At 49.6% G+C, this 26,044-nt stretch carries 26 protein-coding genes and 1 tRNA gene; 2 read left to right on the forward strand and 25 right to left on the reverse strand.

The features are described from left to right. Positions 1-13: 13 nt before the first annotated feature. The 3 genes from BUQ78_RS02135 to BUQ78_RS02145 all read right to left on the reverse strand — a co-directional run bounded on the left by BUQ78_RS02135 (position 14) and on the right by BUQ78_RS02145 (position 2,531). Positions 14-982 carry a ribose-phosphate diphosphokinase gene (locus BUQ78_RS02135; protein ID WP_074199125.1) on the reverse strand — a complete coding sequence of 323 codons (969 nt, stop codon included), beginning with the start codon at positions 980-982 and terminating at the stop codon, positions 14-16. Beyond that, positions 979-2,385, reverse strand: coding sequence for a bifunctional UDP-N-acetylglucosamine diphosphorylase/glucosamine-1-phosphate N-acetyltransferase GlmU (glmU, locus tag BUQ78_RS02140; protein ID WP_074199126.1), 1,407 nt, complete (start codon positions 2,383-2,385; stop codon positions 979-981). The genes BUQ78_RS02135 and glmU overlap by 4 nt, the downstream gene beginning before the upstream one ends. 70 nt (positions 2,386-2,455) lie before the next feature. Then, positions 2,456-2,531 (reverse strand) — tRNA-Gln (locus tag BUQ78_RS02145). Positions 2,532-2,664: 133 nt separating this feature from the next. On the opposite strand from BUQ78_RS02145, the gene BUQ78_RS02150 reads away from it, so the two are divergent. Further along, positions 2,665-3,081: a Fur family transcriptional regulator gene (locus tag BUQ78_RS02150; protein ID WP_074199127.1), complete on the forward strand. Its 417-nt coding sequence runs from the start codon at positions 2,665-2,667 to the stop codon at positions 3,079-3,081. Next, a complete protein-coding gene (locus tag BUQ78_RS02155; RefSeq protein WP_014806555.1) occupies positions 3,050-3,316 on the forward strand; it encodes a hypothetical protein in 267 nt (88 codons plus the stop codon). Before BUQ78_RS02150 ends, BUQ78_RS02155 begins: the two co-directional genes overlap by 32 nt. On the opposite strand, the gene galU is transcribed toward BUQ78_RS02155, so the two are convergent. The 22 genes from galU to BUQ78_RS02265 form a co-directional block, all read right to left on the reverse strand. Beyond that, positions 3,300-4,175 carry a UTP--glucose-1-phosphate uridylyltransferase GalU gene (gene galU, locus BUQ78_RS02160; protein WP_074199128.1) on the reverse strand — a complete coding sequence of 292 codons (876 nt, stop codon included), beginning with the start codon at positions 4,173-4,175 and terminating at the stop codon, positions 3,300-3,302. The genes BUQ78_RS02155 and galU overlap by 17 nt on opposite strands. 12 nt (positions 4,176-4,187) lie before the next feature. Next, positions 4,188-5,567, reverse strand: coding sequence for a phosphoglucosamine mutase (gene glmM / locus BUQ78_RS02165; RefSeq protein ID WP_074199129.1), 1,380 nt, complete (start codon positions 5,565-5,567; stop codon positions 4,188-4,190). Positions 5,568-5,610: 43 nt separating this feature from the next. Then, complete coding sequence (locus tag BUQ78_RS02170; protein ID WP_014806552.1) at positions 5,611-6,819, reverse strand: CdaR family protein; 1,209 nt, start codon at positions 6,817-6,819, stop codon at positions 5,611-5,613. Continuing rightward, the gene (gene cdaA, locus BUQ78_RS02175) at positions 6,800-7,636 is read right to left on the reverse strand and encodes a diadenylate cyclase CdaA (protein WP_014806551.1); all 837 of its coding nucleotides are present in this window, start codon (positions 7,634-7,636) and stop codon (positions 6,800-6,802) included. Before cdaA ends, BUQ78_RS02170 begins: the two co-directional genes overlap by 20 nt. Then, entirely contained in the window at positions 7,633-8,715 is a 1,083-nt protein-coding gene (locus BUQ78_RS02180; protein ID WP_074199130.1) for an alanine racemase, read from the reverse strand. Before BUQ78_RS02180 ends, cdaA begins: the two co-directional genes overlap by 4 nt. A gap of 26 nt (positions 8,716-8,741) precedes the next feature. Beyond that, positions 8,742-9,590, reverse strand: a complete 849-nt coding sequence (locus BUQ78_RS02185; RefSeq protein WP_084532167.1) for a deoxyribonuclease IV — start codon at positions 9,588-9,590, stop codon at positions 8,742-8,744. Then, positions 9,575-10,207, reverse strand: coding sequence for an NUDIX hydrolase (locus tag BUQ78_RS02190; RefSeq protein WP_318259458.1), 633 nt, complete (start codon positions 10,205-10,207; stop codon positions 9,575-9,577). The genes BUQ78_RS02185 and BUQ78_RS02190 overlap by 16 nt, the downstream gene beginning before the upstream one ends. Before the next feature lie 37 nt (positions 10,208-10,244). Further along, positions 10,245-11,996, reverse strand: coding sequence for a pyruvate kinase (gene pyk / locus BUQ78_RS02195; protein ID WP_074199132.1), 1,752 nt, complete (start codon positions 11,994-11,996; stop codon positions 10,245-10,247). Positions 11,997-12,108: 112 nt separating this feature from the next. Continuing rightward, positions 12,109-15,522, reverse strand: coding sequence for a DNA polymerase III subunit alpha (locus BUQ78_RS02200; protein ID WP_074199133.1), 3,414 nt, complete (start codon positions 15,520-15,522; stop codon positions 12,109-12,111). Further along, the gene (gene dnaX / locus BUQ78_RS02205) at positions 15,515-17,179 is read right to left on the reverse strand and encodes a DNA polymerase III subunit gamma/tau (protein WP_074199134.1); all 1,665 of its coding nucleotides are present in this window, start codon (positions 17,177-17,179) and stop codon (positions 15,515-15,517) included. Before dnaX ends, BUQ78_RS02200 begins: the two co-directional genes overlap by 8 nt. 78 nt (positions 17,180-17,257) lie before the next feature. Next, a complete protein-coding gene (locus BUQ78_RS02210) occupies positions 17,258-18,217 on the reverse strand; it encodes a M48 family metallopeptidase (protein WP_318259459.1) in 960 nt (319 codons plus the stop codon). 134 nt (positions 18,218-18,351) lie between these two features. Continuing rightward, on the reverse strand, positions 18,352-18,795 hold the full coding sequence (locus BUQ78_RS02215; protein ID WP_014806543.1) for a FlgN protein: 444 nt from the start codon (positions 18,793-18,795) through the stop codon (positions 18,352-18,354). After that, positions 18,785-19,240, reverse strand: coding sequence for a flagellar export chaperone FliS (fliS, locus tag BUQ78_RS02220; protein ID WP_014806542.1), 456 nt, complete (start codon positions 19,238-19,240; stop codon positions 18,785-18,787). Before fliS ends, BUQ78_RS02215 begins: the two co-directional genes overlap by 11 nt. 59 nt (positions 19,241-19,299) lie before the next feature. Then, positions 19,300-19,866, reverse strand: coding sequence for an arsenate reductase/protein-tyrosine-phosphatase family protein (locus tag BUQ78_RS02225; RefSeq protein WP_074199135.1), 567 nt, complete (start codon positions 19,864-19,866; stop codon positions 19,300-19,302). A gap of 2 nt (positions 19,867-19,868) precedes the next feature. Further along, positions 19,869-20,309 carry a CBS domain-containing protein gene (locus tag BUQ78_RS02230; RefSeq protein WP_014806540.1) on the reverse strand — a complete coding sequence of 147 codons (441 nt, stop codon included), beginning with the start codon at positions 20,307-20,309 and terminating at the stop codon, positions 19,869-19,871. A 13-nt stretch (positions 20,310-20,322) separates the two neighbouring features. Next, complete coding sequence (locus BUQ78_RS02235; protein ID WP_014806539.1) at positions 20,323-21,273, reverse strand: 1-phosphofructokinase family hexose kinase; 951 nt, start codon at positions 21,271-21,273, stop codon at positions 20,323-20,325. A gap of 75 nt (positions 21,274-21,348) precedes the next feature. After that, positions 21,349-22,524, reverse strand: coding sequence for a thioredoxin-disulfide reductase (gene trxB, locus BUQ78_RS02240; protein WP_074199136.1), 1,176 nt, complete (start codon positions 22,522-22,524; stop codon positions 21,349-21,351). A gap of 19 nt (positions 22,525-22,543) precedes the next feature. After that, on the reverse strand, positions 22,544-23,383 hold the full coding sequence (prmC, locus tag BUQ78_RS02245; protein WP_074199137.1) for a peptide chain release factor N(5)-glutamine methyltransferase: 840 nt from the start codon (positions 23,381-23,383) through the stop codon (positions 22,544-22,546). A gap of 5 nt (positions 23,384-23,388) precedes the next feature. Next, the gene (gene prfA / locus BUQ78_RS02250) at positions 23,389-24,465 is read right to left on the reverse strand and encodes a peptide chain release factor 1 (protein ID WP_014806536.1); all 1,077 of its coding nucleotides are present in this window, start codon (positions 24,463-24,465) and stop codon (positions 23,389-23,391) included. A 30-nt stretch (positions 24,466-24,495) separates the two neighbouring features. Further along, positions 24,496-25,212, reverse strand: coding sequence for an FAD-dependent thymidylate synthase (gene thyX / locus BUQ78_RS02255; protein WP_074199138.1), 717 nt, complete (start codon positions 25,210-25,212; stop codon positions 24,496-24,498). Further along, positions 25,202-25,432 carry a 50S ribosomal protein L31 gene (rpmE, locus tag BUQ78_RS02260; RefSeq protein WP_041459742.1) on the reverse strand — a complete coding sequence of 77 codons (231 nt, stop codon included), beginning with the start codon at positions 25,430-25,432 and terminating at the stop codon, positions 25,202-25,204. The genes thyX and rpmE overlap by 11 nt, the downstream gene beginning before the upstream one ends. A gap of 88 nt (positions 25,433-25,520) precedes the next feature. Then, positions 25,521-26,033 (reverse strand): HutP family protein, encoded by a 513-nt coding sequence (locus BUQ78_RS02265; RefSeq protein ID WP_014806533.1) that lies wholly within the window; start codon positions 26,031-26,033, stop codon positions 25,521-25,523. Between the last annotated feature and the right edge of the window lie 11 nt (positions 26,034-26,044).

The following is a 26,044-nucleotide window of genomic DNA, read 5'->3' on the forward strand; positions in this document are numbered from 1 at the left end:
AAAGTCACGATGATCATCTGAACAATATGCTCACCGAATCGTTCGAGTGAATCCTATTGATAGCCTCCGCAAAAAGAGGAGCTATGGATAACACGGTGATTTTATCCAATGTCTTCTCTTTGGGCAACGGGATGGTATCGGTAAATGCCAATTCCTCTATAGGGGAATTCTTTAATCTTTCTATGGCAGGCCCTGACAAAACAGCGTGCGTGGCGGCTGCGTAAACCTTTTTAACCCCTCTTTCCAGCAAAGCCTCGGCAGCCTTCACAAGGGTACCCGCTGTATCCACCATGTCATCGACCAATATGGCCGTTTTTCCCCTGACGCGTCCTATTATCTCCATCACCTCGCAGTGATTTGTGATGTCATAAGATCTCCTTTTATCCACGATGGCCAGTTCGGTATGCATTGGCTCGGCAAATTTTCTGGCTCGCACCACACCACCTATATCGGGAGATACAACCACCAAATTTCCTGCTTCAATCTCGTCTTTTAATTTTTCCTGGAAGTAAGAGGCAAGCAGAGGTATGGCCGTAAGGTGGTCCACGGGAATGTCAAAGAAGCCCTGAATCTGTCCTGCATGCAGATCTGCGGACACCACCCTGTCTGCTCCGGCCTTTTCCAACAAGTTGGCTATCAACTTAGCTGTTATTGGCTCCCTAGCGCGAGTCTTTCTGTCTTGCCTGGCATATCCAAAATAAGGTATCACCACGTTAATTTGATAGGCTGAAGCTCTCCTTAGGGCATCCAGGAATATTAGCAGTTCCATAAGGTTTTCGTTGGCCGGATAGCAAGTCGATTGAATCACGTATACATCGGCACCCCGAACGCTTTCTTCAATCGATATGCCAATCTCCCCATCCGAAAATCTATAGATCTTCGATGCCGCCAAAGGTATGTGCAGGCTTTCGCAGACCCTCTCTGCAAACTGTGGATGGGATTGCCCAGCAAAGATCTTCAATTCTCTATCCTTAAGAATCATTCAGACCGACCCCCATCGTTTTTATCTTTTATGTCTTCCTTATTTTTCTTCCAACCCAGGATATTTCGCTGTCGCGCTCGAGCCAAAGCCAACGCCCCACTGGGGACATTTTCCGTGATGACTGAACCTGCCCCAGTTGTAACATCATCTTCAAGCTCAACAGGTGCCACCAGCATTGTATCGCTTCCTACGAAACAACGGTTACCTATTTTAGTCGGATGTTTTCTTTTTCCGTCATAGTTGCACGTAATGGTCCCTGCGCCTATATTGGTACCCTCCCCAATGGTCGCATCCCCTATGTATGAAAGGTGAGGAACCTTGCTTCCGCTCCCTACTTTAGATTTCTTGATTTCGACAAATTTCCCGGCAAATGAATTTTGGCCCAGCTCTGTTTCGTCTCGCAGATAAGCAAATGGCCCGACGATGGCATTGCCTTTAATGATCGAATTTTCGATGATGACATGAGGATGTATGCATACATCGTTTTCGAGCTTGCAATCCCTCAATATTGAAAAGCTGCCGATGCTGGAGCGTTCGCCGATGCTGGTATTGCCATATATTTGAACGTAAGGGGCCAAAAAAGCCTCCCCCTCGAAGGTCACCTGCGGTCCTATCCAGGTCGACTCGGGGTCTGCGCACTTTACCCCCTCTTCCATGTGCCTTCTCACCAGTGAGTTTTTTAGCAAAGCGGTCGCTTTAGCCAATTGTAAGGGGTCATTAACTCCTAAAAACTCGTCCTCATCGTTGACCAACACGACATCTACTTTCAGGTTTTTCTGTTGAAAGATCTCGATGAGATCGGTTAGGTAATACTCTCCCTGGGAATTTTCGCAGCTAAGCTCGTCTATATATCTTATCAAGGCGGACGTCGAAAAGGCATAAATCCCGCTGTTGACCTCCCTTACTGACAGCTCCTCCGTAGATGCATCTCTTTCTTCCACGATGCGTATTTTACCGTCTGACCTGATCACCCTGCCGTAACCGGCCGGATTGGAAGCGCTGAAACTGATGAAGGTCAAAGATGAACGTCTCTCGAGGTGAAGATCCATCAAACGCTTAATAGTATCAGCGGTGATGAGGGGAACGTCTCCCGGAAGGATGAGCAGATTATCGAAATCCTGCCAGAATGAGGAGCTTATCTTTACGGCATCGCCAGTTCCTCGTTGCAGTCTCTGCTCCATGGTTGTCACTTGAGGCCATTTGTCCTTCAAATAGGCACAAACACCTTCTTTGCCATAACCTACGACAACTCCTATCGGAATGGGACCGCATTCACTTAAGGCCTTTAAGGGATAAAAGACCATCGGTTCTTGTAAGATGGGTTGCAATACCTTTGCTGTGGAACTTTTCATCCTGGTGCCTTTGCCGGCAGCCAGTACCAATGCCCCCCATGCTGATTTCATCTCCTTTTCATGCCTCCCAACGCAACAAAGTGGGGGGAGACCATCTCCCCCCATCTATATACCATATTTATGGCTGGGGTGGCAGGATTCGAACCTGCGAATCGCGGATCCAAAGTCCGCTGCCTTGCCAGCTTGGCTACACCCCACCGTAAGGCAAGTTGAATTATACATGAAGAGCCGGCCATTTGTCCATATCGATCTAGGTTTGACGCAATATTTCTCTTGAAAAATTACCTTTAAATGGTTATAAATTAACTGACAACGTTGGGGGTATGAAAAATGTGGAATGTCGATGAGGTGCTAGAAAAACTTAAAGCAAAGGGATATAAGCTGACGAGCCAGCGGAGAGCTATAATAGAAAGGCTTTGCGGGCGAAAGGACCATCCAACTGCCGAGCAACTATATAACGAGCTCAAAAAGGATTACCCTACCATATCATTTGCCACTATATACAGCACGGTACAGCTGCTTGCGGAGTTGGGCTATTTGCAGATACTCACCATAGATGACAAGAAATCTCACTTCGATCCAACGCCCGATATGCATGCCCATTTCTTATGTCAAGGTTGTGGAAAACTGGAAGACATAGAAATCATTCCGGAAGAAGCTGAAAAACTAAAGAGCCTTTGTGCGCACAAAGCACGAATTATAGAGGTCTTCATCTATGGATTATGTCCTGAATGTGATAAAGGATAACGTTAAAGTTTTATTTTTCATCATCGTAGGCCTCGTGATTATATCGTCGATAGTGGCTGTACTGGCCCAAAGGAAGGATGCCAAGTTCCTTAAGGTTATCTTTTGGGCCTCATTTTTCTCGACGATGGCCTTGAGCTCGCTGGTCCTTCTGTCCTTCGCGCCATTTTACATTGCAATAGCCCCGCTCATACCGCTGGCCATGTATATCTACGTCTTGACTAGCCGTTCTCGCTGACTTCTTCTTCGTTCAATATTTCCAGCACCACTTTTCTTAATTCGGGATCCTGAAGCCCCATTTTTATGGTTGACTTGAACCATCCCATCTTGGTCCCACAGTCGAGGCGTTCGCCTTCGTATACCACGCCCCATAAAGGTTCTTCCTTCAGCAAGCTTTTAAGGGCATCCGTAAGCTGATACTCGCCCCCCTCTCCCCTCTCTATGTTTCGGATATGGGCAAACACCGCAGGGGAGAGCACATATCTGCCCATTATGGCCAAGTCGCTCGGCGCCTTCTCCCTCTTCGGTTTTTCTATCAGGTCATTGATCTTGTATATATTATCAGAATACAAGCAGGCATCGACTATGCCGTACCGCTCCGTTTCCTCGTGGGGCACTCTTTCAAGGGCAATCACCGAGCCGCCCAACTTCTCGCGAACCTCTATCAGCTGTCTTAGCACAGGCTTAGAAGAGATCATCACGTCGTCTGTAAGTATCACCCCAAAGGGCTCATTGCAGAATGCTTCAGCGCAGAGTATGGCATGTCCTAAGCCCAAAGGTTCCGGCTGTCTGACATATGCAAAATCTGCCAATGAACTTATCGACAAGATCAATTGATAAAGGTCTTCCTTGTTGCGCTCCTTCAAGAGCTGCTCAAGCTCGTACGACCTGTCGAAATAGTCTTCCAGGGCCCTTTTCCCTCTTCCCGTGATAAATATTATTTGACCGCACCCGGAAGCCACGGCCTCCTCAACCCCATACTGAATCACGGGCTTGTCTATCAACGGCAGCATCTCCTTGGGTATTTCCTTGGTCACGGGCAAAAAGCGCGTCCCCAAGCCAGCCACAGGAAAAAGACATTTACGTACATCAGACATGAAGATACCTCCCTACACGACCTTATTCTTCAGTTCTTCGTCTATTTTTTGAATATCCGATGCGAGCTTTTCGACTATAGATTTCAGATCGACGCCTTTGGCCTCAAGCAATATCCTCACCATAGGCTCAGTGCCTGAAGGCCTTACGAAGATGCGTCCCTTCCCCTTGATTATGTCCTCACACTCCCTCAATGACCTTAAAAAGTCGGGGTGAGAGAGGGCCTTTTCTTTGTTTGAGACCTTCACGTTCTTCAACATTTGAGGATAGGGAGAAAATTCATCTACCAGTTCTCCGATATCTAAGTTGAGCTCCTTGCAAGCCTGAAGGAACATAAGCGAGGTGCACAGGCCATCACCCGTCTGAACGTGCTCCTTTACGATTATATGGCCCGACTGCTCTCCGCCGAGCATAGAATCGCTCCTTTGCATCGTCTCGTAAACATATCGATCTCCCACGGGACAACGATACACTGTTATGCCTTCTTCCTTCAGGTGCTCTTCCAGGGCCATGTTGCTCATCATGGTTATTACGACACCGCCCCCAAGCTTTCCCCTTTTCTTTAGCCATTTGGCCAACACCCAAATTATGACGTCTCCGTCGATGAGGCGGCCCTTGCGATCCACAAATAAGACCCTGTCGCCATCCCCATCGAATGCCACGGCAAAATCGGCACACTCCCTTATAACCGCATCCCTTGCCGTATCGATGCACATGACGCCTACACCTTCATTTATGTTGATGCCATTCGGTTCATCCCCCAAAAAGACCATATCCTTGGGATTAAGAGCCGAAAAAACCAGGCGAGCCGGCTCGATCATAGCGCCATTAGCGCAATCAATCACTATTTTATATTCGGATAAAGAAAGGGCGACGGCTTTGGATAGCATATGCTTCACGTAAACCTCCATCGCACCAAAGGCATCCCGGGCGCGTCCGATGGAAGCTCCCGTAGGTCTCCATTCATCGAGCATGGAATCGCCTAAATATTCCTCAATTGAGGCCTCGTCGTCGTCGCTCAGCTTAACCCCATTGCGATCGAAAAACTTTATGCCGTTATACTCGGCAGGATTATGGGAGGCGCTTATAACCGCTCCGCCAGTTGCATTGTAATGCCTTACGGCAAAGCTTACTCCCGCCGTAGGCATGACTCCCAGTAACATGACGTCAGCTCCGGCCGACATAAAGCCAGCTTCAAGGGCACATTGCAACATTTGGCAAGACAATCTAGTATCCGTCCCTATGGCGATCTTTGGCCTGGGCACCCCCCTTTCTGCCAAAAATAGGGCATAAGCCCTAGCCAAACGCAAAACCATTTCCGGAATCATGACACCCTTATTTGCCACATCCCTAACTCCATCCGTTCCGAACAAACAGCGAATCTTTTTGTCCATCGGACATTCACTCCTATTTTCGTAAGATATCGTCATATGTGACTCAGTCCGTAACTGTAAAGCTAACTCTTTCCGGATTCAAAGACGTCACCTTAATCCCGCTGACCTTTGTCTCTATGTTGACGGGAATGGACAACTTCTTGGAGACGATGTTCGTAATATCAACATAAGCCACCACTACAGGTTCCTTTCCCTCAAGCGATGCAATGAGCGATGGGGGTCCTTCTACGACAACGTCCACCTTGTTGGGAGATATTTCCCATTGCTTATAGATGCTCCTGCCACGAACTTCTATGTCTAAACTTTCATATTTGAGCGTAGCAACCTTCTGCTTCAAAGTGACCCTCACCGTTACTGCGCCTTCTCCCAGCAATGCCACTCCCTCGGGAAGCGCTAGCGAAAGCTGCCCTTCAACGTCCTCGGTTATTCCTTCTATGTTCAATGGTTTCGTCGTGATCGCCTTGATTCCATCCAAGACCGACTTCGGTCCCTCAAGCATGATGGTACTCGGCGTAATTATTATTGATGAAACCAGATAATCGGAATTAGGCTTGCCCTCAATGGGAACCTCGATGGGGACCTCTTTTTTTATCTTGACTACCTCGACCTCGGCCTCCAAATTTACCTTATCCGGAATGACGGTGACATCGGACCAGTCATGCCACTGCGGTTCAAGCTTTACATCGAAGCTTTTGGGCTCACGGGAAAGCAGGTCGGCAAGCGTCGGAGTTACAACGGCTCCCGATACCTTTGCCACATCGCTTTCCGTTCCTCGTATTACGACCTGCGAAGGAGATACGGCCACGCTTTTTACCACGTAACCGTCCGGCATTTGTGGCAGCTTAGGCATGACCGATATCGATTTCTCGACCGTCCTTTCAAGCCTCAGGTCGATCATGGATGGATTCATGGAGACCAACTTCAATCCTGCCGATAGCGATACCTTTACCGGAACGGTGTGACGTCCAGGTTCTAAGCCTTGGAGATCCACGTAACAGACAATGTCCTTTTCGGGGATCACGTTGGAAGCCAAAAACCTGTTAGCCGATATTTGGACTTCTACCTCCCTGGGGGCTCGCTGCACCGTCACCCCGCTTGGAACATTTCGAAGTTGCAAGGACAACCTATATGTCCTGACCACATCGGTATCGCTGCCGCCGGTCACATAAAACCACAACAGGAAAGCCAACACCAGCGAAAAGATCTTCAAAAACGTTCTGGAGGAGAACAGTTCATCGATTCGCTTCATCATCGTCTACACCCCCAGAGCGAAACGAGGTAAGCGTCCTTCTAATTCTCTCAAGCAACGAAGCCGGTTCGTTTTCGGAGAGGAAATAGTGCAATAGAAGCTGACGTAACTGAGCCTCTTTAAGGCCTCTAGACAAGTGCCCGCGAATGGCAAAGGAAACCTCTCCCCTCTCCTCCGATACGACCAGGGATATGGCATCTGAAACCTCTGTTATGCCGAGAGCTGCCCTGTGTCTGGTGCCCAACCATCTCGAGATATCGGGGTTGTCGCTAAGCGGTAAAAAGCACGATGCAGCTATTATGCGCTCCCTGTCGAGAATGGCCGCCCCATCGTGAAGGGGGTTACCCGGCCAAAATATGGAGACAATCGCCTCCTGAGAGATCTCGGCATTTAGCTTAACCGCCGATTGCCATATATCCTTGAGCCCCGTGCTCCTTTGCAGAACCAACAAAGCTCCTATCCTCTGCGACTGAAGGTACATCAAAGCCCTTAAGACCTCGTCTGCCAGCGACTGAGCCTTTTCCTTTGAAACCGTCTGCCGCCAGAGGCTCCCCTTGCCTATCTCCTCGAGCATGCGTCGTAGCTCCGGCTGAAATACGATGGGTATCGCTATGAACAATACACCTAAGAACTTACCCAACATCCAGGATAAGACCTCGAAGTGAAGCGCACGCGCCAGCACGCTCACCAGGCCAATGAGCAATAACCCCTTGACCAGCTGCATGGCCCTGGTGTCCATTAACAACAATAAAATCCTGTAGATCAAAAAGGCTATGATCAGTATGTCTAAGATATCCCTTATTGAAAGAAATCTGATCATCGTTCCTCCATCACCACTTCCACATAAGGTGATGTAGCAGCGGCAAGCATCGCCCCGTAATTGACCTCAAATTCCAATGTATCGCCTACGGTAAGCTTATGATCCATCTCTTCTACATCAACTATGAGATGATCACTGGATGCTCCGAGCACATAAACGCCCCTATCTAAGGGAGTTATGCCCTCAGGCCTTACGTCTTGTCTACCAATGGCCAAAATAGCCCTAAGCCTCATGCCTCTGTCATTAAATTGGGGAACGTTGCCGAAGGCATCTGCACCTATGGTGCCTATAGGAACGCTAGGCTTTCGCCTCACTTCGATCACCTCGGCCACAAGCATCAAGGTATCTTGATGCAAATAGGAAATGAGCCTTTTACCGGTAATATCGCTGCCGAGCAATATGGCCTCCCCGATCCTCAATTGGTTGATCCCGGAGGGCATGGTATTATCCTCCACTAATGCAAGAGACGATGTCCCCCCGCCCGAGTAAACCCTTAACTCATATCCCAGTCTCCTTTCAAGCTCATGTCCAACCTCCAGGAGATGGCCAAGATTTGCGCTAGAGGGAAGCACGCCTCCGAAACACCCCACATTGGTCCCGACTCCGATGCATCGAACTTTCCTTGATGCCTTTAGTGCCCTTGCCATTTCCTCTATCTCGGCCGAGACAGGCCATATGCCCTCACGCAGATCGCCAACGTCCACCATCACAATTACATCGTGGTTTAGGCCTAAGGCCATGCAGGCATCGTCAAGCAGCTTTATCGTCTCGGGCATCGATATTAAACTGACATCGACGTAAGAGACGACATCGGTCATCTCGCTTGCCATTGGAAGCCTGAGCAGCATGAAGGTTGTTTGAAGGCCTTCCCTCTTGAGGGTCGCTATATTCTTCAAGCGACTGTCTCCCAGAAAGGCACATCCGCCCTCAAGCATTGCCCTCGCCACGCTGACGTTACCGCACATTCCCTTGGTCACGCCGCCCGCCTCTATGCCCGCGCCCTTGCACAAGTTGACAACTCTGGAGGCATTTTCTCGTATTTTGTCCAAACGTACCTTTAACTTGGGATTCCCACCCATATCGGTCTCCTCTCGGCTAGCATAAATCAGTAACCTCTAAGCTTTCTTAGTAGGGCCAGGTTGCCTTCATCTCCGCGGCCATCTTTGGGCGTCTCCAAAACGCAAGGCGTTTGTCTCCAACGTTCGTCTGTAACTATATGGGCAAAGGCGTCTATGCCGATATGGCCATCTCCAATGTGTGCATGTCTGTCTTTTTTGCTGCCCCTCTCATAGCGACTGTCGTTGAGATGCCAGCATCCCACCCTGCCGATGCCTACATATTTATCGACCGTTGAGATCAGGCGCTCGTAACTTTCCCTCGATGCAAGCTCATAACCGCTGGCAAAGAGATGGCAGGTGTCCAAACAAAGTCCCAATCTAGGGTGCTCATCCAAGGAGCTAAACAAAAATTCAAAATGAGACAGGTCTCCGCCCAAAGAAAACCCCTCTCCGGCCGTGGTCTCAAGTAACAACTTTGTCTTAGCATCTTCGGTCCTTAGCAATACTTCCTGCAAGGCATCGACGACACGGGCTAAACCACCCTTCACCCCTGCGCCTCCGTGAGAACCCGGATGCAGTACCAGATATTTGATTCCCAATTCGCGACATCTCATGACCTCGTCGATTGCGGCCAATATGCTCTTTGACCTCAGCTCGCCCTCTGAGGCCAAATTGATCAGGTATGAGGCGTGGGCAACTACCTCTTTTATGTTGCTATCTCGCCACTTCCTGTAAAACTCCATGCTCTGCTCGAGCTTAAGGTGTGGCGATTTCCATTGTAGCTGATTTTTTGTGAATATCTGTATCGCCTCGCAGGAAAGGCTAGCTCCCCTTTCTATGGCTCGAGGAAGGCCTCCGCGAATCGAGACATGCGCTCCTATCAATGACATTGGCATTCTCGTGCTCCCTGGAAAAATTGCTTGCTATTGGCTAGCACCCTAAACAGGATGCGGCCTGTCGCTCCCCATACCTTGAGACCGCTTTCCAGCTCAAATTCAGGATAAAGCAGCGAAAAGCCGAGGTCGGATGCGAGTGTCTCAAGATTAAACTTAAGGCCCTGTCCGTCAGCCCCATCGAGGAAGAATAAGACCACCCTGCTTATCTCGTTATTATCTACCTTGATGCGTTTTAATAAGTCAGCCCTTTCAATGATGCCAACTACAGGTACGATTACATATCCAGTGGTGTATGTCAACTCTGGCTCCATGACGCCAACGACATGCAATGCATCGGAAGGCAACCCCGTCTCCTCGGTAAATTCTCGCAATGCGGTATCTACCGGGCTTGCGTCATGAGGTTCCTTTTTGCCTCCGGGAAATGCAACTTGCCCTCCGTGTACAGGGAGGTCCTTTTTCTTTTCCACGAGCAACACGGCAGGTCTGCCCGAAATGCTCAGCAACGGGACGGTCACAGCGCTTCGCAGTAAAGAATGTACACGAACGCCCTTTCCAAAAAACTTTGAAATATATTCATCCATCTGCTGCCAGTCGCAAGTGATGTGGGAATCTTTCAACTCACATCGTTACCTCGCTTTAAATCTACATAATCGCTCAATGAAGTTTAACATTCCCCTGATACACTACTCCCCTGGTGCCATCCACGGTGACCACCATGCCGTTCTCCAAAATACGAGTGGCTCCCTCCGCACTGACTATGCAGGGAATGCCAAGCTCCAGAGCTACTATGGCGGCATGGCTCGTGAGACCGCCCTCTTCGGCAATTATGGCCTGAGCCCTTTTCATGGCGGGAAGGTATGACTTATCCGTCTGTCGAACAACTAATATGTAACCATCCTTCATTGTAGCAATTGCCGTATCGGGGTCCAAAGCCTTGCACACAACGCCTGAAACTTCCTTTTTTATCAAGGACAATCCCTTGACCAATATCTTGCTGACCGGTCGAACCTCTATCATATTGGTCGTACCCGGAATTCCCATGGGCACGCCTGCGGTAACAACGGCCAACTCTCCCTCCCTTAGGAGATTCTTTTCCTTGGCTGAGGATAGGGCTTTTTCCACTGCTTCATCCGTAACCGGGATTTCCGACTGAAGCATCGGGGTTACGCCCCAAACCAAGGTCAACTCCCGATAAGTCCTAATCTTTGGCGTAGCAGCAATTATAGGCGGCAAGGGCCTGTACTTGCTTACCATCCTAGCCGTGCTCCCGCTGCTGGTAAGAGAAAGGATGGCTCCCACGTTAAGCTCTTCTGCAATGGATACGGCAGCATGACTTACGGAATCTGGCACACCCTTCGCCTTTATGGGGATGGTTGCCGGCCTCTGCCACGTGCGATATTCCCTTTCGACCCGTTCAACGATCGTCCTCATGGTTCGTACAGCCAACACCGGATACTTTCCCTTTGCCGTCTCGCCCGACAGCATAACCGCATCGGCGCCGTCTAAGACGGCGTTGGCAACGTCGCTAGCCTCGGCCCTTGTCGGCCTGGGATTTCTTATCATGGAATCAAGCATCTGAGTGGCCACTATGACGGGTTTCCCGTGATACCTGCAGAGATCTATCATCTTCTTTTGGGCAAGCGGCACCTCTTCGGTTGCCATCTCGACGCCCAGGTCTCCCCTTGCCACCATAAGGCCATCGACGACAGGGATTATCTCATCCAAGTTCATCACTGCCTGTTTGGTTTCGATCTTGGCGATGATCTTTATGTCGCCGTTCATATCCTCCACTATGCGCCTGACGCTTATGATCTCGTCCCTGGTGCGCACGAAAGAAACGGCGATATACTCCATCTCGTGTTCCAGGCCCCACTTTATGTCCTCAATATCCTTCTGGGTCAGCGCCGGAACGGAGAGGTTGGCATCGGGAACGTTGATCCCCTTATGTTCTCCCAACTCCCCCCCGACAACCACTCTGCAGATGACGTCACGACCCCTTATTTCCTCTACCACAAGAGCTATGGTGCCATCGTCTATGTAAATGTTCATGCCCGGTTTTACGTCCCTGTATAGCCCTTCGTGGCTAACGGTCACCTTAGTCCTATCTCCTTCAACGGTATCGGGGGTTAGTATAAAGGTATCACCCTCGTGAAGTATGATCGGTTCGTTATTGGCCAAAGCTCCAGTTCTAATCTCTGGGCCTTTAGTATCCAGCATGGTGGCTATGGGCTTTCCAAGCTCCTTTTCCACGCTTCTTACCGTATTCAAATTTTTCCCGTGCTGTTCATATGTACCGTGGCTAAAGTTAAACCTAGCCACATCCATCCCCTCCCGCGCCAGCGCCGCGAGGATTGTATGATCACTACAGGCAGGTCCTAATGTACATACTATCTTGACTTTTCTCATGCTCATCACTCCAAAACTAGGTTTATGTTTATATAGCAGAGCCATGTGGCAAATCGGGCCAACATGCTCGAAAAATATACTCTCATCCCTTGCTCGACAAGCCACAGAAGATTTAAACCGCGATCTCCAGGAAGCTGCCCACCATGTTTTCTATCTTCTCGGTCAGTTCATCGCTCAGGCTCACCAACGTATCGTTCAACAGTATGAGAGCCGAGAACTTGTCGTTATACACCTCCACCAACACTTGATCCTTCCCTGGGTAGCTCTTACATGTCCTTATCAAGTTCCTCAATACATCCTCGTCGCACATGTGAAAGGGTACCCTAAGCCTTAAGATCTGGTGCTTCTCCTTCTCGGCGACCTCAAGGGAGGTAACGTCCTCCGCTATCATCGCCAACCCTCCCCTATCTTCCAAGCGGCCTGTAACTAGGATTACTTTACCCGCCTGACAAAAGGCCTTGGCTTTTTCCCAAACCCTGGGGAAACATACCACCTCAAGCTTGCTGTCCAAGTCCTCGATCTCAACTATTCCCATGAGATCGCCCTTTTTTGTGTACTTCTCGGCAACCTCGGTGACCAATCCGCCAACCAAAGGCGGTTTTCTCGAGCACCAGGAAGAAAGCTCCGACGGAGTGCAGTATGCGTATTTGCGCACCTTTGACTCATAGGCCTCAAAGGGATGTCCCGAGATGTAAAGCCCCACCGCGGCCTTTTCCAGCTCAAGCTTTTCGTGAAACTCGAAATCCTCTATCTCGATCAGTTCCGGCTCTTCATCAAATGAGCCTTCGCCTTCCATGCTAAAGAGCCTCTGCTGGAATTTATCATCCTCGCGTCTAGCCCTGACATCAAGTAAAAGGGGAAGCGATTCAAGTATCTGACGCCTGTTGTCGTGTAGGCCGTCAAAGGCTCCCACCCCAATGAGGCTTTCTATTACCGACTTGTTTACTACCCTCAAATCGATCCTGGACACGAAATCCCAAAGCGATTTAAAGGGCCCTCCTTCGTTTCTGGCCTTTAATATGGCCTCTACGGCACCCGAACCTGCCTTAGCCACGGCGGTCAATCCGAAACGAATAACGTCGCCAACCGCCGTAAAGCCGGCTTCTGACTCGTTTATATCGGGAGGAAGGACTTTGATCCCTGCATTTCTAACGTCCCTGACGTAGCGGGCAAGTATCTCCTTCTTCGCCCCAATATGGCTGGAAAGAAAGGCAGCAAGGAACTCCACGGGGTAATGAGCCTTCAAATAAGCTGTCTGATAGCTTATCATGGCATAGGCAGCGCTGTGCGACTTATTGAAACCATATCCCGCAAAGTATTGAATTAAATCAAATATCTCGTTTGCCTGCCCTTCATCAACCCCGTTCGAGACACATCCCCTTACGAAGACCTGCCTCTGTTCCTCCATTTCTTCAGCCTTTTTCTTCCCCATAGCCCGACGCAATATGTCAGCCTGCCCCAAGCTGTAGCCCGCTAACTTTGCGGCTATTTGCATAACCTGCTCCTGGTAAAGTATTATGCCGTAAGTTTCTTTTAATACATCTTCCAATGCAGGATGAGGATAGCTGATCGGCGATCTTCCGTGTTTCCTCTCTATGTACTGGTCGACCATACCGCTTCCCAACGGACCAGGCCTGTAAAGGGCCAGGATGGCTATTATATCTTGGAAGCAGTCTGGGCAAAGCTGCTTCAAAAGCTGCCTCATGCCCGAAGATTCAAGCTGAAACACGCCCATTGTATCGCCCTTTTGAAGCATATCGAACGTAAGTTTGTCGTTCATCGGAAGGCTGGTCAAATCGGGTACCTCTTTGCCGTTTCTGGATATGTTGTTTAAAGTCTCCTCTATCATGGAGAGGGTCCTTAAGCCCAGAAAGTCCATCTTGACCAAGCCCAATTTTTCCAGCGGCTCCATGGGATATTGCGTAACTATTTGCGTACCGTTTATGGCCTTGAGAGGCACTATGTTGACCAAGGGCTCAGGAGATATGACTACTCCCGCCGCATGTTGCGAGCAGTGGCGGGCTATCCCCTCAATATGGCTTGCGTAATCCAAAAGTTGCTTTACCTGTCTATCTCCCTCATAGAGGGCTCGCAATTCGTTTGACAATTGCAAAGCCTCATCGATGGAAGACGCATTAGAAGGTATAAGTTTGGCCACCTTGTCTACATCAGGATAGGGCATATCCAAAGCCCTGCCCACATCTCTGACCGCAGCCCTGCTTTTCATCCTATCGAAGGTGATTATTTGGGCCACCTTATCCCTTCCATACTTGCCAACGACGTAATCTATAACCTCATCGCGCCTTTTGTCGGATATGTCTGTATCTATATCCGGCATGCTGATGCGCTCGGGGTTCAAAAAGCGCTCAAAAAGGAGGTTGTACTTGATGGGATCTATCTCCGTTATCCTCAACGCGTAGGCGACAAGGGAGCCAGCCGCAGAACCTCTGCCCGGCCCTACCGGGATCCCCTTCGCTTTAGCGGCATTGATGAAGTCCTGCACTATGAGGAAGTAGCCCGCAAATCCCATTTGGTTTATCACGGCGAGTTCATACTGCATGCGTTTTTCGTACTCTGGAGGAATTTCTCCTCCACCAAAACGCTTGAGTAAGCCTTCCTTGGCCTTTAAGGCAAGGTAGCTTTCCAAGGTTTCGTCTTCGGGGACTTTATATTCCGGCAACATGTATTTGCCGAACTCAAGCTTTACGTTGCAACGCTCCGATATTGCGACCGTGTTATTCAAAGCCTCTGGCAGTTCTTTGCCAAAAAGCTGCCACATCTCCTCCGGCGAACGCAAATAAAATTCCTTGGATCCGAACTGAAATCTATTTTTCGAATTAATGGTCGAGTTGGTCTGCACGCAAAGCAATATCTCGTGCCACTCGGCATCAGCACTTTCCAGGTAATGGGCATCGTTAGTAGCAAGTAGCGGTATACCCGTTTCCCGCGATAGATTGACCAGGGATTTGTTGACGATGGCCTGCTCGGCCAAGCCGTTGGACATCACCTCTAAGTAAAAATTGCCCTCTCCGAATATATCGCGATACATGAAAGCCCTTTTTCTTGCCTCTTCATACCTGTCTTCCAGGATCAAGGAAGGGATTTCCCCAGCCAAACAAGCCGAGGAGGCGATAATCCCCTTGGAGTGTCTGGCGAGCAAGTCGTAATCTACCCGAGGTTTATAGTAGAAACCATCAACGTTGGCCACGGACACGAGCTTGACCAAATTTTTGTAGCCTTCGTCATCCTGTGCCAACAGAAGCAAATGGTAATTGCCGCCCTGACCCTCACGCCTTGTATGGCCCTTGGGATCCACATAGACCTCGCAGCCGATTATGGGTTTTACTCCCTGTTTTTGGCACTCGAAATAAAACTCTATGGCACCGAACATCACACCATGATCTGTAATCGCAACGGAACCCATATTCCATTTCTTCGCCTTCGATACCAGATCCTTTATCTTTATGGCGCCATCCAAGAGGCTATATTCCGTATGGACATGCAGATGTACAAATTCGTCACTCAACTTCAACGCCTCCGTCTTCTTCTATATTTTCCTCTTCGTCTAGCTTCTTGTACATCAGGACGTCGCCGTTAAGGTACATGGCAATTCGCTGGAGAACTATATCCTCCTCCTTCACCTCACGTCTCTCTGCCAATTTGACAGCTGGCTTTAGTCCTTCTTCGTGGGGTTGGGGCTCTTCCTCAAAGGCTTGCGGAAGCTCCTCCTGCCTGAAGCCTTCCGCATTGCCTTCCATTTGAGCCTTCTCTTGTTCGTCGGAGTATTTGACCTCATCGACTCCGCATTTTAATATAATTTCTGTTACATCATTAAATCGCTTTGTTATCAAACCATAAAGATAGGCCAAATTCCTAGATAGTTTTAACAGGTTAAAGTCGAACCGTCGCCTCTCTGAAATTTCAATGACGATGCGCTTCTCGTCTAACGTGACCTTTGAGCAGATCAACGCACAATAGAGGGGCAACATCTCCTCGCCTGCCTGCTTCATGATCTCTTGCCATGGGGTAGTCGTAAAGCTTTCGGTGACATTTTCAGCTTTAGGTTTTAATGGCAAAGACGGACTTTCGCCGGCAGACGGAAAATCCACCCTATCCATCTGTGAAAGAAACAATCCGAACAATATGTCATCCTTGACGCCCAATTTAGCCTGAAGGCACAGCTCGCCGCATAACCTCATGCAGGACAACAGCACGTCATCCTTCCAAAAGGGGCTTTCCTCTTCCAGAAATTTGATCTCCCTGTCCGATAGCTCGAGTTTAACGGCGAAATCCTTTCCATAGCTCTTATATGCCCACATATCCCTAAAAACGGCAAAGGCCATCTCAAGGAATCGCTCTACGGACAAGCCCTTAGATAAAATTTCCTTGATCTTTACGAATGCTTGCGGGGGATTGTGGGGAATGAGTTTTATAGCTTCTTCTATCTTGCCCCTGGTGCTGCCTAACAGCATGGCAATCGATTCCATGGATAAGTTGCCTTCCTGCAGTGACAACGCCTGCTCTGCCAGGGTCAAAGCATCCCGAAGGGATCCGTCCGACTGCCTTGCCAGCTCCCAAAGGGCCTCTTCCTCAAAGGCGAACCCCTCCTCCTGAGCCACTTGGCGCAGTCTTCTAACGATATCAGATGTCAACAGCCTGTTAAAATAAAAACAAAGGCAACGAGATCTTATGGTTAAAGGCACCTTCTCGGGCTCAGTGGTCGCCAATACGAAGACCACCTGCATGGGCGGTTCTTCCAGCGTCTTCAAGAGGGCGTTAAAGGCTGCATCCGTCAACATGTGAACTTCATCGATAATGTATACTTTGTAGGGCAGAGAGAAGGAGGCAAGTCCAATTTGTGCCTTTAAATTCCTGATCTCCTCTATGCCCCTATTTGAGGCTCCATCTATCTCTATTACGTCGAGGCACTCTCCGGTAGATATGGAATTACACACATAACAATGGTCGCAGGGCTCTCCATCAGCAGAATTCGGGCAATTCAGCGCCTTGGCCAATATCCTGGCCACGCTCGTCTTGCCGCACCCCCTTGGCCCGGAAAAGAGGAAAGCGTGAGCTACCCTTCCTGATCTCAAGGAATTCTTCAAAACCCTTACAATGCCATCCTGTCCAACCACATCGTCAAAACGACCCGGTCGGTATTTTCTATACAATGAGACGTACATTCAGGAGCCTCCCTAAGCGATCCACAAACCTTATTTCATTCTACATCAAAAATTTTTTTGCGACTTCTTCGAACATCCTCAGAGGACAAAATTCGTGAAGGTATGTTTCTGTCTGGCCTTTTCCAAGGCCAGCAAGATCTTGCCTCGCAACTCCTCTAGCGAAGGGGCATCAGGGGGCAAATCGTCTTGGGAGACGATCCGGTCGGGTCCTACGCACAAATACCTTTCTCCTTCGTGATCCAGTAGCTTTATCTCATAAGGCTCCAGCTCCAACCTTAAAGCATCATCAAGCTTGCCTGCCATATCCCTTAAGACCAAAGCTGTTTTTTCATCGCCCTTAACTTTCATTATCACCTCGCCATCTATAGTCAAAAGGCAGAATCCATTCTCCTCGGTCGCTTCAACCCTCAGCACACCAAGGACTTCCTTGCGGTTTAGCCTATAGCCCTTCGATTTCATGGCGTTTGTCAAATACTCGATCCTGTCTTTCAACTTGGGGTGGCTTTGATAGATGCCGGGGTCGAAGTAGGGCCTTTTAATCTCCTCCTCGGCAAGGCGCTCAAGCAGCGTGACCATGGCAGAAGGGGGGTAACCGGCCTTTACGAGAAAATCCAACCCTATCATATCGGCTTCCTCCTCTAGGTCGCGACTGTATGAGTTCATTATTGCTACCTGGGCTACGTTGGTCAGAAGAAGGGCAGCGGCCTGCCCACCCGTGGCCACGATAATACCCAAGCTTAATAGAGAAAGCCTCTGATTTCTAGCCACCTGGATCATTACGTGTTTCTTCTCTGCGTGGGCTAGCTCATGGGCCATAACCCCTGCCAGCTCGGCATCCGATTTGGCAAATTTTATCATGGCGGTAGTGAAATAAACTATACCCCCCGGTAGGGAGAAGGCATTTGGGACGTTATCGTCCTTTATTACCCTCACCTCATAGGGTAAATTGCGCTCAAGATGGGGCTTAAAGTGGCTTAAAATCATATTTAACCTTGCCGTGACCGCCGGGTCCGTGACCCTTTCCCAGTTCTTTTCCACCTCTTCGGCCACTTTACGGCCTAAGGCTATCTCTTTAGCGTTATCCTCCTGGGCAAATGCCGTCACTGAAATGGACAGAGATAACATTAAACACAAAAAGAAGAAAAATAATTTTTTCAGGCCTCATTCACACCTCATCTCATGTAGGCTCTAAAGGCCCGCATGCCATCGTTAAGCCTTAACAGATCGGATCTCAAGTCAGCTAGCCTTGTTTCGAGCTCCCTTTGAACTTCATGCTCCTTCTCCAATATTTTCGCTGCCCTTTCCCTTATCTTGCCTATGCTTTCGACGACTTGACTGTAACCATTTTGATCCAGCTTCAAGGCCAACGCATCCCAAAACTCGACCGTCTCCCGGGATGAACTTACACCCAGCAAGGCTGCCAACTCCAACCAGAGGTCTTGCAAGATCTCCTGGTCACATATCACGGCTTGCTTTCTTCTCAATATATCCATGAGAGCAGACATATCGCCCTCGCGAGCACACTTCATCTCCTCGTCAACCAATAATATCAGGCTATCATATAACTGCTGCTCTCTCTCGATAAGATCTATTATTTCATTGACATCAACCTGCAAAGTTTACCCCTCCCTGCGGCCGCGTCCCGCCAGAATAAGCTGCCTTATCTCCGACAGGCTCCTCGGCGCGAATCTTCTCGATCGCCTCTTGCCAAACCGCGCGCAATTCCTCGAGCATCGATCTGACGCTATCGATTAAATTGGGGTCTTTGCTGACGTTCGCCTTGACCAGCTGCTCAAACATGAACTCGTACAAGCTCATAAGGGCCCTTGCCCAATCGCCAGCATTTACGTCCAATGCGCTCATCAACTCTCTTAAAACAGCCTGTGCCCTCTGAAGTTCCCTGTTGGCCAATTCGTTATTTCCATCTGCTATAGCCTGTTTGGCCGTCTTTGCGGCTCCTATTCCGATATCGTAAGTGATCAGCAAGAGCTGTTCTTTGCTAGCTGTGCGAATCTGATTTATTCTGTAGGTTATTTGCGCTTCGTTACCGCTCGTCAGCATAATATATAGCACCCCCTCTTATCTGTAATCGGCCGTTTAGCTTAAAAAATTAAGCCCAATTACAAGGTCTTGGGGGGTAAATGGCCCTCGTTTTTTATGAGGTCAGCTATTTTAGAACAGTATTGCCAAATTTGGCCTGCAACCTTTTTGTATACTTCAAGGTCGCTTCCGTAGGGATCCTCTATCTCATAGGGCTTTATCTTTTCCTCATACAACCTCATGTACCGCAAAGAGTAGGGATCCTTTGCGCTTAGATACTCGGCTACGGCATTCTTGACCTCGTCCGAGAGCAGCTCTCCGATGAAATATATCTTATCTTTATGCTGTCCGAACCTCGATATCAGCCACTGAGCATGTCTTAAGGTCATGGCAATCACGTAATCATGCTCTGCCACCATGCTTAAATCCACGGTCCTTGAAAGGTGATCGTCGATCTTTAGGCCGTGATCTTCTAACAACGCCCTTTTGGCGTTCTCGCTTGCCGGGATCCCAGGGACGGCCATGAGTCCCGCAGAGGAGACGATCCACCCTTCGATACCCCTGTCCTTCAAGGCCTTCTTCATGAGGGCCGCGGCCATTGGACTTCTGCATGTATTCCCGGAACAGACGAAAAGCATCTTAGGCATGGCTATTCGCTCATCAAGTGCTCTATAATGTCGGCCCTGTTCAAGACACCGACGAGAATGCCGTCTTCCTCCACCACCGGGACACGTTTCAGGTTCTTTTTGATCATGATCAAGGCCGCATGAAAATCGCTGTCGCTCGCGTTAAGACAGATCACTTCTTTGGTCATATGTCTTCCTACCTTATCCTTGCTGACCCTTCTCATTCGCACCTTAAATTGGCCCATGTCCGGAACGTAAGAGGGATCATCTAAAAGGTCCACATAACCGGGCAAGGCGGCCCTGACTATGTCCTTTTCGCTTAAAAAACCTATGACCTTCCCCTCGTCGTTGACGATCGGAATGCCCGGTATCCTATGCCTTGACAAAACCTCTATGGCTTCCATAAGCGTTGCGTCCTCACCCAGCGAGGTAAGGTCCCTATCCATCAGATCTTCAACAAGCATCGGAAACACCTCTTCATCTCAGCTTTTCAACGGTTATCTTAGGCATGAGACTTTCGACCATGTGCCTTCCTCTGATTCCCTTTTTTACGTGGAGGGTATCCTCCAAACTGCAAGCCTGAGCAAAACGAATGGCCTTCTCAACGTCCATCCCTTCCAGTATAGCAACTATCAACCCCGCCATGAGCGCATCGCCGATGGCAAGCAGCGATATCATCTGCTCCCTTTCCTCTCTGGCTATGTCGACCATATAGATACCCTGAGGAGTGTAAAATATGTTGCCCACCATCCTGTAGGTGGTCACCGACCATTCCACCCCATTATCATGGATTTCCGATACTAGGTTCAAAATATCATCGATGGAACCCATGGGATAGCCCAAGGTGGAAAACAAAAAGCGGTGATCGAACTTCACCGCCATCGGACAGGCTTCAAGGGCGGAAGTCAACGCTGGGCCGGATGCATCGAGGAGGACTGGTACCTTTGCCGCCTTACACCTAAGGATCAGGTCCTTATAGGCATCCTGTGGGACTCCTGGAGGCAGCGATCCGCCGATGTAGACCAGTCGAGCGCGACTCAACATCCGTTCGAAATTCTTCATGAACCTCCCCAAGGCTTCTTCGGTAACGTACGGACCCGGTTCGGCAATGCCCGTTTCCATGTGTCCCACTTCATCCACCACGTAAATGTCAGTCCTGGATTCGCCAATGACGTTCACGAAATTTGTCGTAAGCTTGAGCCGTCTTAATGTGTCGCGGATATATTCTCCCGAAAATCCGGCCAGAAATCCCATGGCAGCACTTTCATACCCAAGCTGTTGCAAGATTATGGATACGTTTATCCCCTTCCCTCCTGCGGACCTGTCTACCTCTGAAGCCCGAAACCACCTTCCCGGCATGAACTCGGGAACGACGTACTGGATATCTACGGCCGGGTTCATGGTGACGGTCACAATCGTCTTCTCCAAAACACTTCCCTCCTTAAAGAGTTAAAATAAATGGGCCCACCTCCATGGATAGGCCCAGTAATACACGTGGGGAAGTTATATTAACTCCTCTATATCCTGTACGCCTAAGATCTTTTTAGATCGAACCAGGGTACCCTTATTTAAAACCACAGCCTTTGGGAGTTCGTCAATGCCCAACTTTTCGCACATCCTCTTGTTCTTATAGCCGTCGACCAGTATGACTTTCCTATGATATGTCTTCTCGATATCCGTTGCCAGCTTTATCTGTTCAGGCTCTATGCTCGAATAGAAGAAGGAGACCACCTTTTCCGGCTCAAAGAGAACCTTCTGCAAATGAAGCTGTTCGGACACGTAGGAGTATGCAGCCATGGCTGCGGTGGCTCCATCTCCTGCGGCAGTGACCACCTGTCTCAAAAACTTATCGCGCACGTCGCCTGCCGCAAAGATTCCTTCGACGGAGGTCTCAAGCCTGTCGTTGGTCACTATCCATCCGCCATCCTTCATTTCCACTAAGCCCTTTACGAACTCGCTGTTTGGATCCATCCCCACGAACACGAACACCCCAGCTACGGGAAGATCGCTTATTTCGCCGGTCTTTACGTTCTTTATAACGACCTTTTCCACCATGTCCTCGCCTTCTATCCTCTCGACGACGGAGTTCCATACAGGCTCTATTTTCGGATTTGACATGGCCTTCTCAACCACAGCCCTGTCGGCTCTGAAGGAATCGCGACGATGGACTATGTAGACCTTTGAGGCAAACCTGGTAAGATAATCCGCTTCCTCGACAGCGGTGTTGCCACCGCCGATAACTGCAACGACCTGATCCTCAAAAAAGGCACCGTCACATACTGCACAGTAACTGACACCCCGCCCGGTGAACTCGGCCTCTCCCGGACAGCCGAGCTTTCTGAACCTGGCACCTGTGGCAATTACTATAGATTCGGCCTCTATGTTTCCCTTGTCGGTGACGATGATCTTTTTCCCTGCATCAATGGAGATCTTTTTGACCTCTGCTTCCCTGAACTCGGGCGAAAATCTTTCGGCATGCTCCCGAAAGGCTCGTGCCAATTCTTCCCCGCTTATCATGGGAGTACCGGGCCAATTTTCGATCTCAGCGGTCACGGTTATTTGCCCGCCAGCTATGCCCTTCTCAAGGACCAACACATCCAATCCGGCCCTTCTTCCGTATATGGCAGCCGTAAGACCTGCCGGTCCGGCACCAACTATGACCAATTCATGCTTTTCCACAACAGCACCCCCTCAATGTTCATTCGTTCTTAAATACGACGATGCTAACGCTGTTATTTACCCTTTTAACTTCATGAACGACAAGCCCAAAGTGATCCATTGACAGGACCGCCTCTTCCCGTCCCCTGCCGCCAACCTCGACGAGAAGCAATCCGCCCCTTTTCAGCCACTTAGGGGCATTTTTAAACAAAAAACCATACCATTGAGTCCCCTCTGGCCCTCCGTCAAGGGCACTTCTAGGCTCATAGAGCCTAACTTCAGGCATAAGAAACCCGATATCGGCAGTAGGGATGTAAGGCGGATTACTTACTATCATATCAAGGCCATGATCACCCCACTTATTCGGAAGCCGCGCGCTTTCATGCCACAACACGACCCTATCGAAGAGGCCAAACCTATCGACGTTCCGCCAAGCCCAGCGCATAGCTTTCGGGCTTAAGTCCAGAGCTATACCCCTTAGGCTTGGATTCTCCAGAAGCAACGACAAAATGACACAACCGCTTCCAGTTCCCCAATCCAATACTACGCCCTCTTTGGCGAAGGACAACGCCATATCGACTAGGATTTCCGTCTCCTGCCTGGGAATCAACACCCCCTCGCCCACGAGGAAAGTCCTCCCGTAAAAGGGTGCCTCTCCAAAAATATAGGCCAACGGCTCTCTTCTGCACCTTCGGTCGATCAATGCATTTAGGTGTTCAAGTTCATGGTCAAAAACTTGCCGATCGCCGTGAGCCAACAGCCACGCTCTGTCGCAACCCAATACCTTACACAAAAGCAGATCGCTCTCTAACAGGTAATCGGGTACGTCTGCACTTTTCAGCTTACGAGTGACATAATCTTTTGCCTCAATTAGGGTCAACTGCCCTATGCCCCCATCAGCTTCAGCTTTTCCATTTGATCCGCCGTCGCCAGTGCATAGACCAGCTCGTCCAGATCGCCGTCCAAAATTTCCTCGAGATTGTGCAACGTCAAACCAATTCTATGATCCGTAACTCGGTTCTGAGGAAAGTTGTACGTCCTGATGCGCTCCGAACGATCCCCGCTTCCTATTTGTCCTCTGCGCTCTGAGGCCATCTCTTCCTGCTGTTGCTGTAATTTCAAATCATAAAGCTTGGCCCTTAAAAGCTGCATGGCCTTTACCCTGTTTTTGAGCTGCGACCTTTCATCCTGACAGGAAACGACGATACCCGTCGGTATATGGGTGATCCTCACGGCCGAATCCGTCATGTTCACATACTGGCCACCAGCGCCGCTCGCCCTGAAGGTGTCTATCCTCAGATCCTCGGGACGTATTTCGACGTCAACTTCATCGGGCTCAGGCAGTACGGCAACGGTTGCGGTTGAGGTATGAATACGGCCGCTGGCTTCCGTCACGGGGACGCGCTGAACGCGGTGGACTCCGCTCTCGTATTTAAGCGCACTGAAGGCACCATGGCCTTCTACTCTAAACACTATTTCCTTGTAGCCGCCGATCCCCGTCTCGTTAGCCGTTATCAGCTCGACTTTCCAGCCCTTCCGCTCGGCATAGCGCACATACATCCTATAAAGATCAGCGGCAAAAAGAGCAGCTTCCTCGCCACCTGCCCCTGCCCTTATCTCAACAATGACGCTTCTGTCGTCATTTGGGTCCTTGGGCAATAGAAGAAGGGCCAGCTCCTTCTCGAGGTTTTCTGCCGCCTGCCTCAAGTGGGCCACTTCTTCCTTCGCCAATTCCCTAAGCTCTTCATCTTCCTCGTCGAAAAGCGACATGGCCTCTTCGAGGCGCTTCAAGGTCTCCTTGTACTGCCTGTATTTTTCTACTATCTTAGACAGTTCGGAATGTTCCTTTGCCAATCGCTGCAGTTCTGCCGGATTGGAAATTACCTGAGGATCTCCCAATTTTAGTTCCAATTCCTGGAACTTCCTTTCCAGTTCCTCCAGCTTTTCGTTAATGCCGTTCATCTATATCATCACCTCCCCAATGGGGAAGACTTACTCCCAACACAAGAGATCTTCCATCGACGAATAAGGCTTGCCGCAAGGCTTGGTCTCCTCGCATTTTCCCTTCGTCACGCAGCTTGGTCCCGCTACGTCGAATATTCCTGGGGCAACTTGCCTGACCTCGGAAAGCATCAGCCTTGCCAGATTCCGTATTTCCCATTGAGCCCTCCTGCATAACCTGAGGCTAAAAAAGTGATGAAGCTCTCTTGCGTTCATTGTGACAACTATTTTAGTCTCCCAGGCGTTTGGCAGTACGTATCTGGCATCTTCCAAGGGCACGCCCAACTCCGCCAAGGCCTTGTAAGCTTCATGAGCCTTCTGTATTGTCTCCTCGAAGAGGGACAAAGCCCTTTCATCCTTCTTGACGGAAGCGGGCACGACGTAACCGGGCTCCTTCATGGACACGTATCTTTGGCTCTGCTGGCTGTAGCTGGCTATGCGATGTCGCACCAGCTGATGCGAACAGGCCCTGCTGATGCCCTCTACGGCAAAGGTAAAGGAGACATGTTCAAAGGGGGAAAGATGTCCTGAGGCCCTTAGCTTTTTTATGAAGCTCTCCCTCTGCTCCTTTTGCTCCTTTTCGCCTTTGAACCTGTCAATTAGATCCTCTACCGAGGAAGCGCTATAGCACAACCCGGCTGCCGCAGCCACAATGCCGTCAGGCGATGGCGTAAAGGCCATCAGCCTGACTTTAACATCACTCTGCATCGCTTGTCTGGCCGTAGTCCATTCCAGCGTATCTCTTTCGGAATTTCTCCAGTTGTCCCGCTTCTGTCACCAATATGCCACGTTTGCCCGTGTAGAAGGGGTGACAGTTGCTGCAGACCGATACCCTAATCTCAGGCTTGGTTGACCTGGTCACAAAGGTATTGCCACAAGCACAAGTTACCTTACATACGTCGTATTTAGGATGTATATCTTTTTTCACTAAAATCCCCCCATCGTCATAATTATAGAGCAAAGAGCAATTTACCACACTCATCTTAGACCTGCAAGCATCCGCAGTAAACAAATTTTTATATATGCATTATACCCAAGCCGCATCTGTCATGGTGGGCAGTGGCATGATACGCGCTGTCTCCCATTATCGCCACGCCTATCCACCTTTTGCTCCTTACGATTGCCAATTTTGCACCGACGCTGGCCTCGAGCAAACACATGGGCAGAAAGCTGTTTATGGCCTCCATTGACGCATGCATTAAGGCATGCATCTCAGTCCCGGTCTTTTTAACCACGTTGCCGTTCAATGCCGCTCCGACCAGAGCGCGTGTCAGCTTTCCGGAGATGTTGCCAGCTAATCCGCCGACTTCAGTGGCCACGGCTTTCCAGCCCATCTTCTTTATTTGTTCTTTCAGATACTCTTCTTCTGCCTTGCTAGTGGTTGCAGCGAGCAAAACAGCGACACGCCCAATTTGGCTTTCCTGCCTTATGTCCAAAGAAACTTCAAGGGTCCCCAGTATCTCGTCTTCCTCCTCTACTTCATCCACATAGCTATCCAACGCTTCGCTCTCTTCCCTCTTCTCTAGCATAGATCCATCAC

It is taken from the genome of Acetomicrobium flavidum, assembly GCF_900129645.1.
GTDB lineage: Bacteria > Synergistota > Synergistia > Synergistales > Acetomicrobiaceae > Acetomicrobium > Acetomicrobium flavidum.

Excerpts from the sequence above, each read along its gene's own strand:
- BUQ78_RS02135 (WP_074199125.1), bottom strand. The coding sequence starts at position 982 with ATGATTCTTAAGGATAGAGAATTGAAGATCTTTGCTGGGCAATCCCAT.
- glmU (WP_074199126.1), bottom strand. The coding sequence starts at position 2,385 with ATGAAATCAGCATGGGGGGCATTGGTACTGGCTGCCGGCAAAGGCACC.
- BUQ78_RS02150 (WP_074199127.1), top strand. The coding sequence starts at position 2,665 with ATGTGGAATGTCGATGAGGTGCTAGAAAAACTTAAAGCAAAGGGATAT.
- BUQ78_RS02155 (WP_014806555.1), top strand. The coding sequence starts at position 3,050 with ATGGATTATGTCCTGAATGTGATAAAGGATAACGTTAAAGTTTTATTT.
- galU (WP_074199128.1), bottom strand. The coding sequence starts at position 4,175 with ATGTCTGATGTACGTAAATGTCTTTTTCCTGTGGCTGGCTTGGGGACG.
- glmM (WP_074199129.1), bottom strand. The coding sequence starts at position 5,567 with ATGGACAAAAAGATTCGCTGTTTGTTCGGAACGGATGGAGTTAGGGAT.
- BUQ78_RS02170 (WP_014806552.1), bottom strand. The coding sequence starts at position 6,819 with ATGATGAAGCGAATCGATGAACTGTTCTCCTCCAGAACGTTTTTGAAG.
- cdaA (WP_014806551.1), bottom strand. The coding sequence starts at position 7,636 with ATGATCAGATTTCTTTCAATAAGGGATATCTTAGACATACTGATCATA.
- BUQ78_RS02180 (WP_074199130.1), bottom strand. The coding sequence starts at position 8,715 with ATGGGTGGGAATCCCAAGTTAAAGGTACGTTTGGACAAAATACGAGAA.
- BUQ78_RS02185 (WP_084532167.1), bottom strand. The coding sequence starts at position 9,590 with ATGCCAATGTCATTGATAGGAGCGCATGTCTCGATTCGCGGAGGCCTT.
- pyk (WP_074199132.1), bottom strand. The coding sequence starts at position 11,996 with ATGAGAAAAGTCAAGATAGTATGTACATTAGGACCTGCCTGTAGTGAT.
- dnaX (WP_074199134.1), bottom strand. The coding sequence starts at position 17,179 with ATGTACGTCTCATTGTATAGAAAATACCGACCGGGTCGTTTTGACGAT.
- fliS (WP_014806542.1), bottom strand. The coding sequence starts at position 19,240 with ATGCTGACGAGCGGTAACGAAGCGCAAATAACCTACAGAATAAATCAG.
- BUQ78_RS02225 (WP_074199135.1), bottom strand. The coding sequence starts at position 19,866 with ATGCCTAAGATGCTTTTCGTCTGTTCCGGGAATACATGCAGAAGTCCA.
- BUQ78_RS02230 (WP_014806540.1), bottom strand. The coding sequence starts at position 20,309 with ATGCTTGTTGAAGATCTGATGGATAGGGACCTTACCTCGCTGGGTGAG.
- prfA (WP_014806536.1), bottom strand. The coding sequence starts at position 24,465 with ATGAACGGCATTAACGAAAAGCTGGAGGAACTGGAAAGGAAGTTCCAG.
- thyX (WP_074199138.1), bottom strand. The coding sequence starts at position 25,212 with ATGCAGAGTGATGTTAAAGTCAGGCTGATGGCCTTTACGCCATCGCCT.
- BUQ78_RS02265 (WP_014806533.1), bottom strand. The coding sequence starts at position 26,033 with ATGCTAGAGAAGAGGGAAGAGAGCGAAGCGTTGGATAGCTATGTGGAT.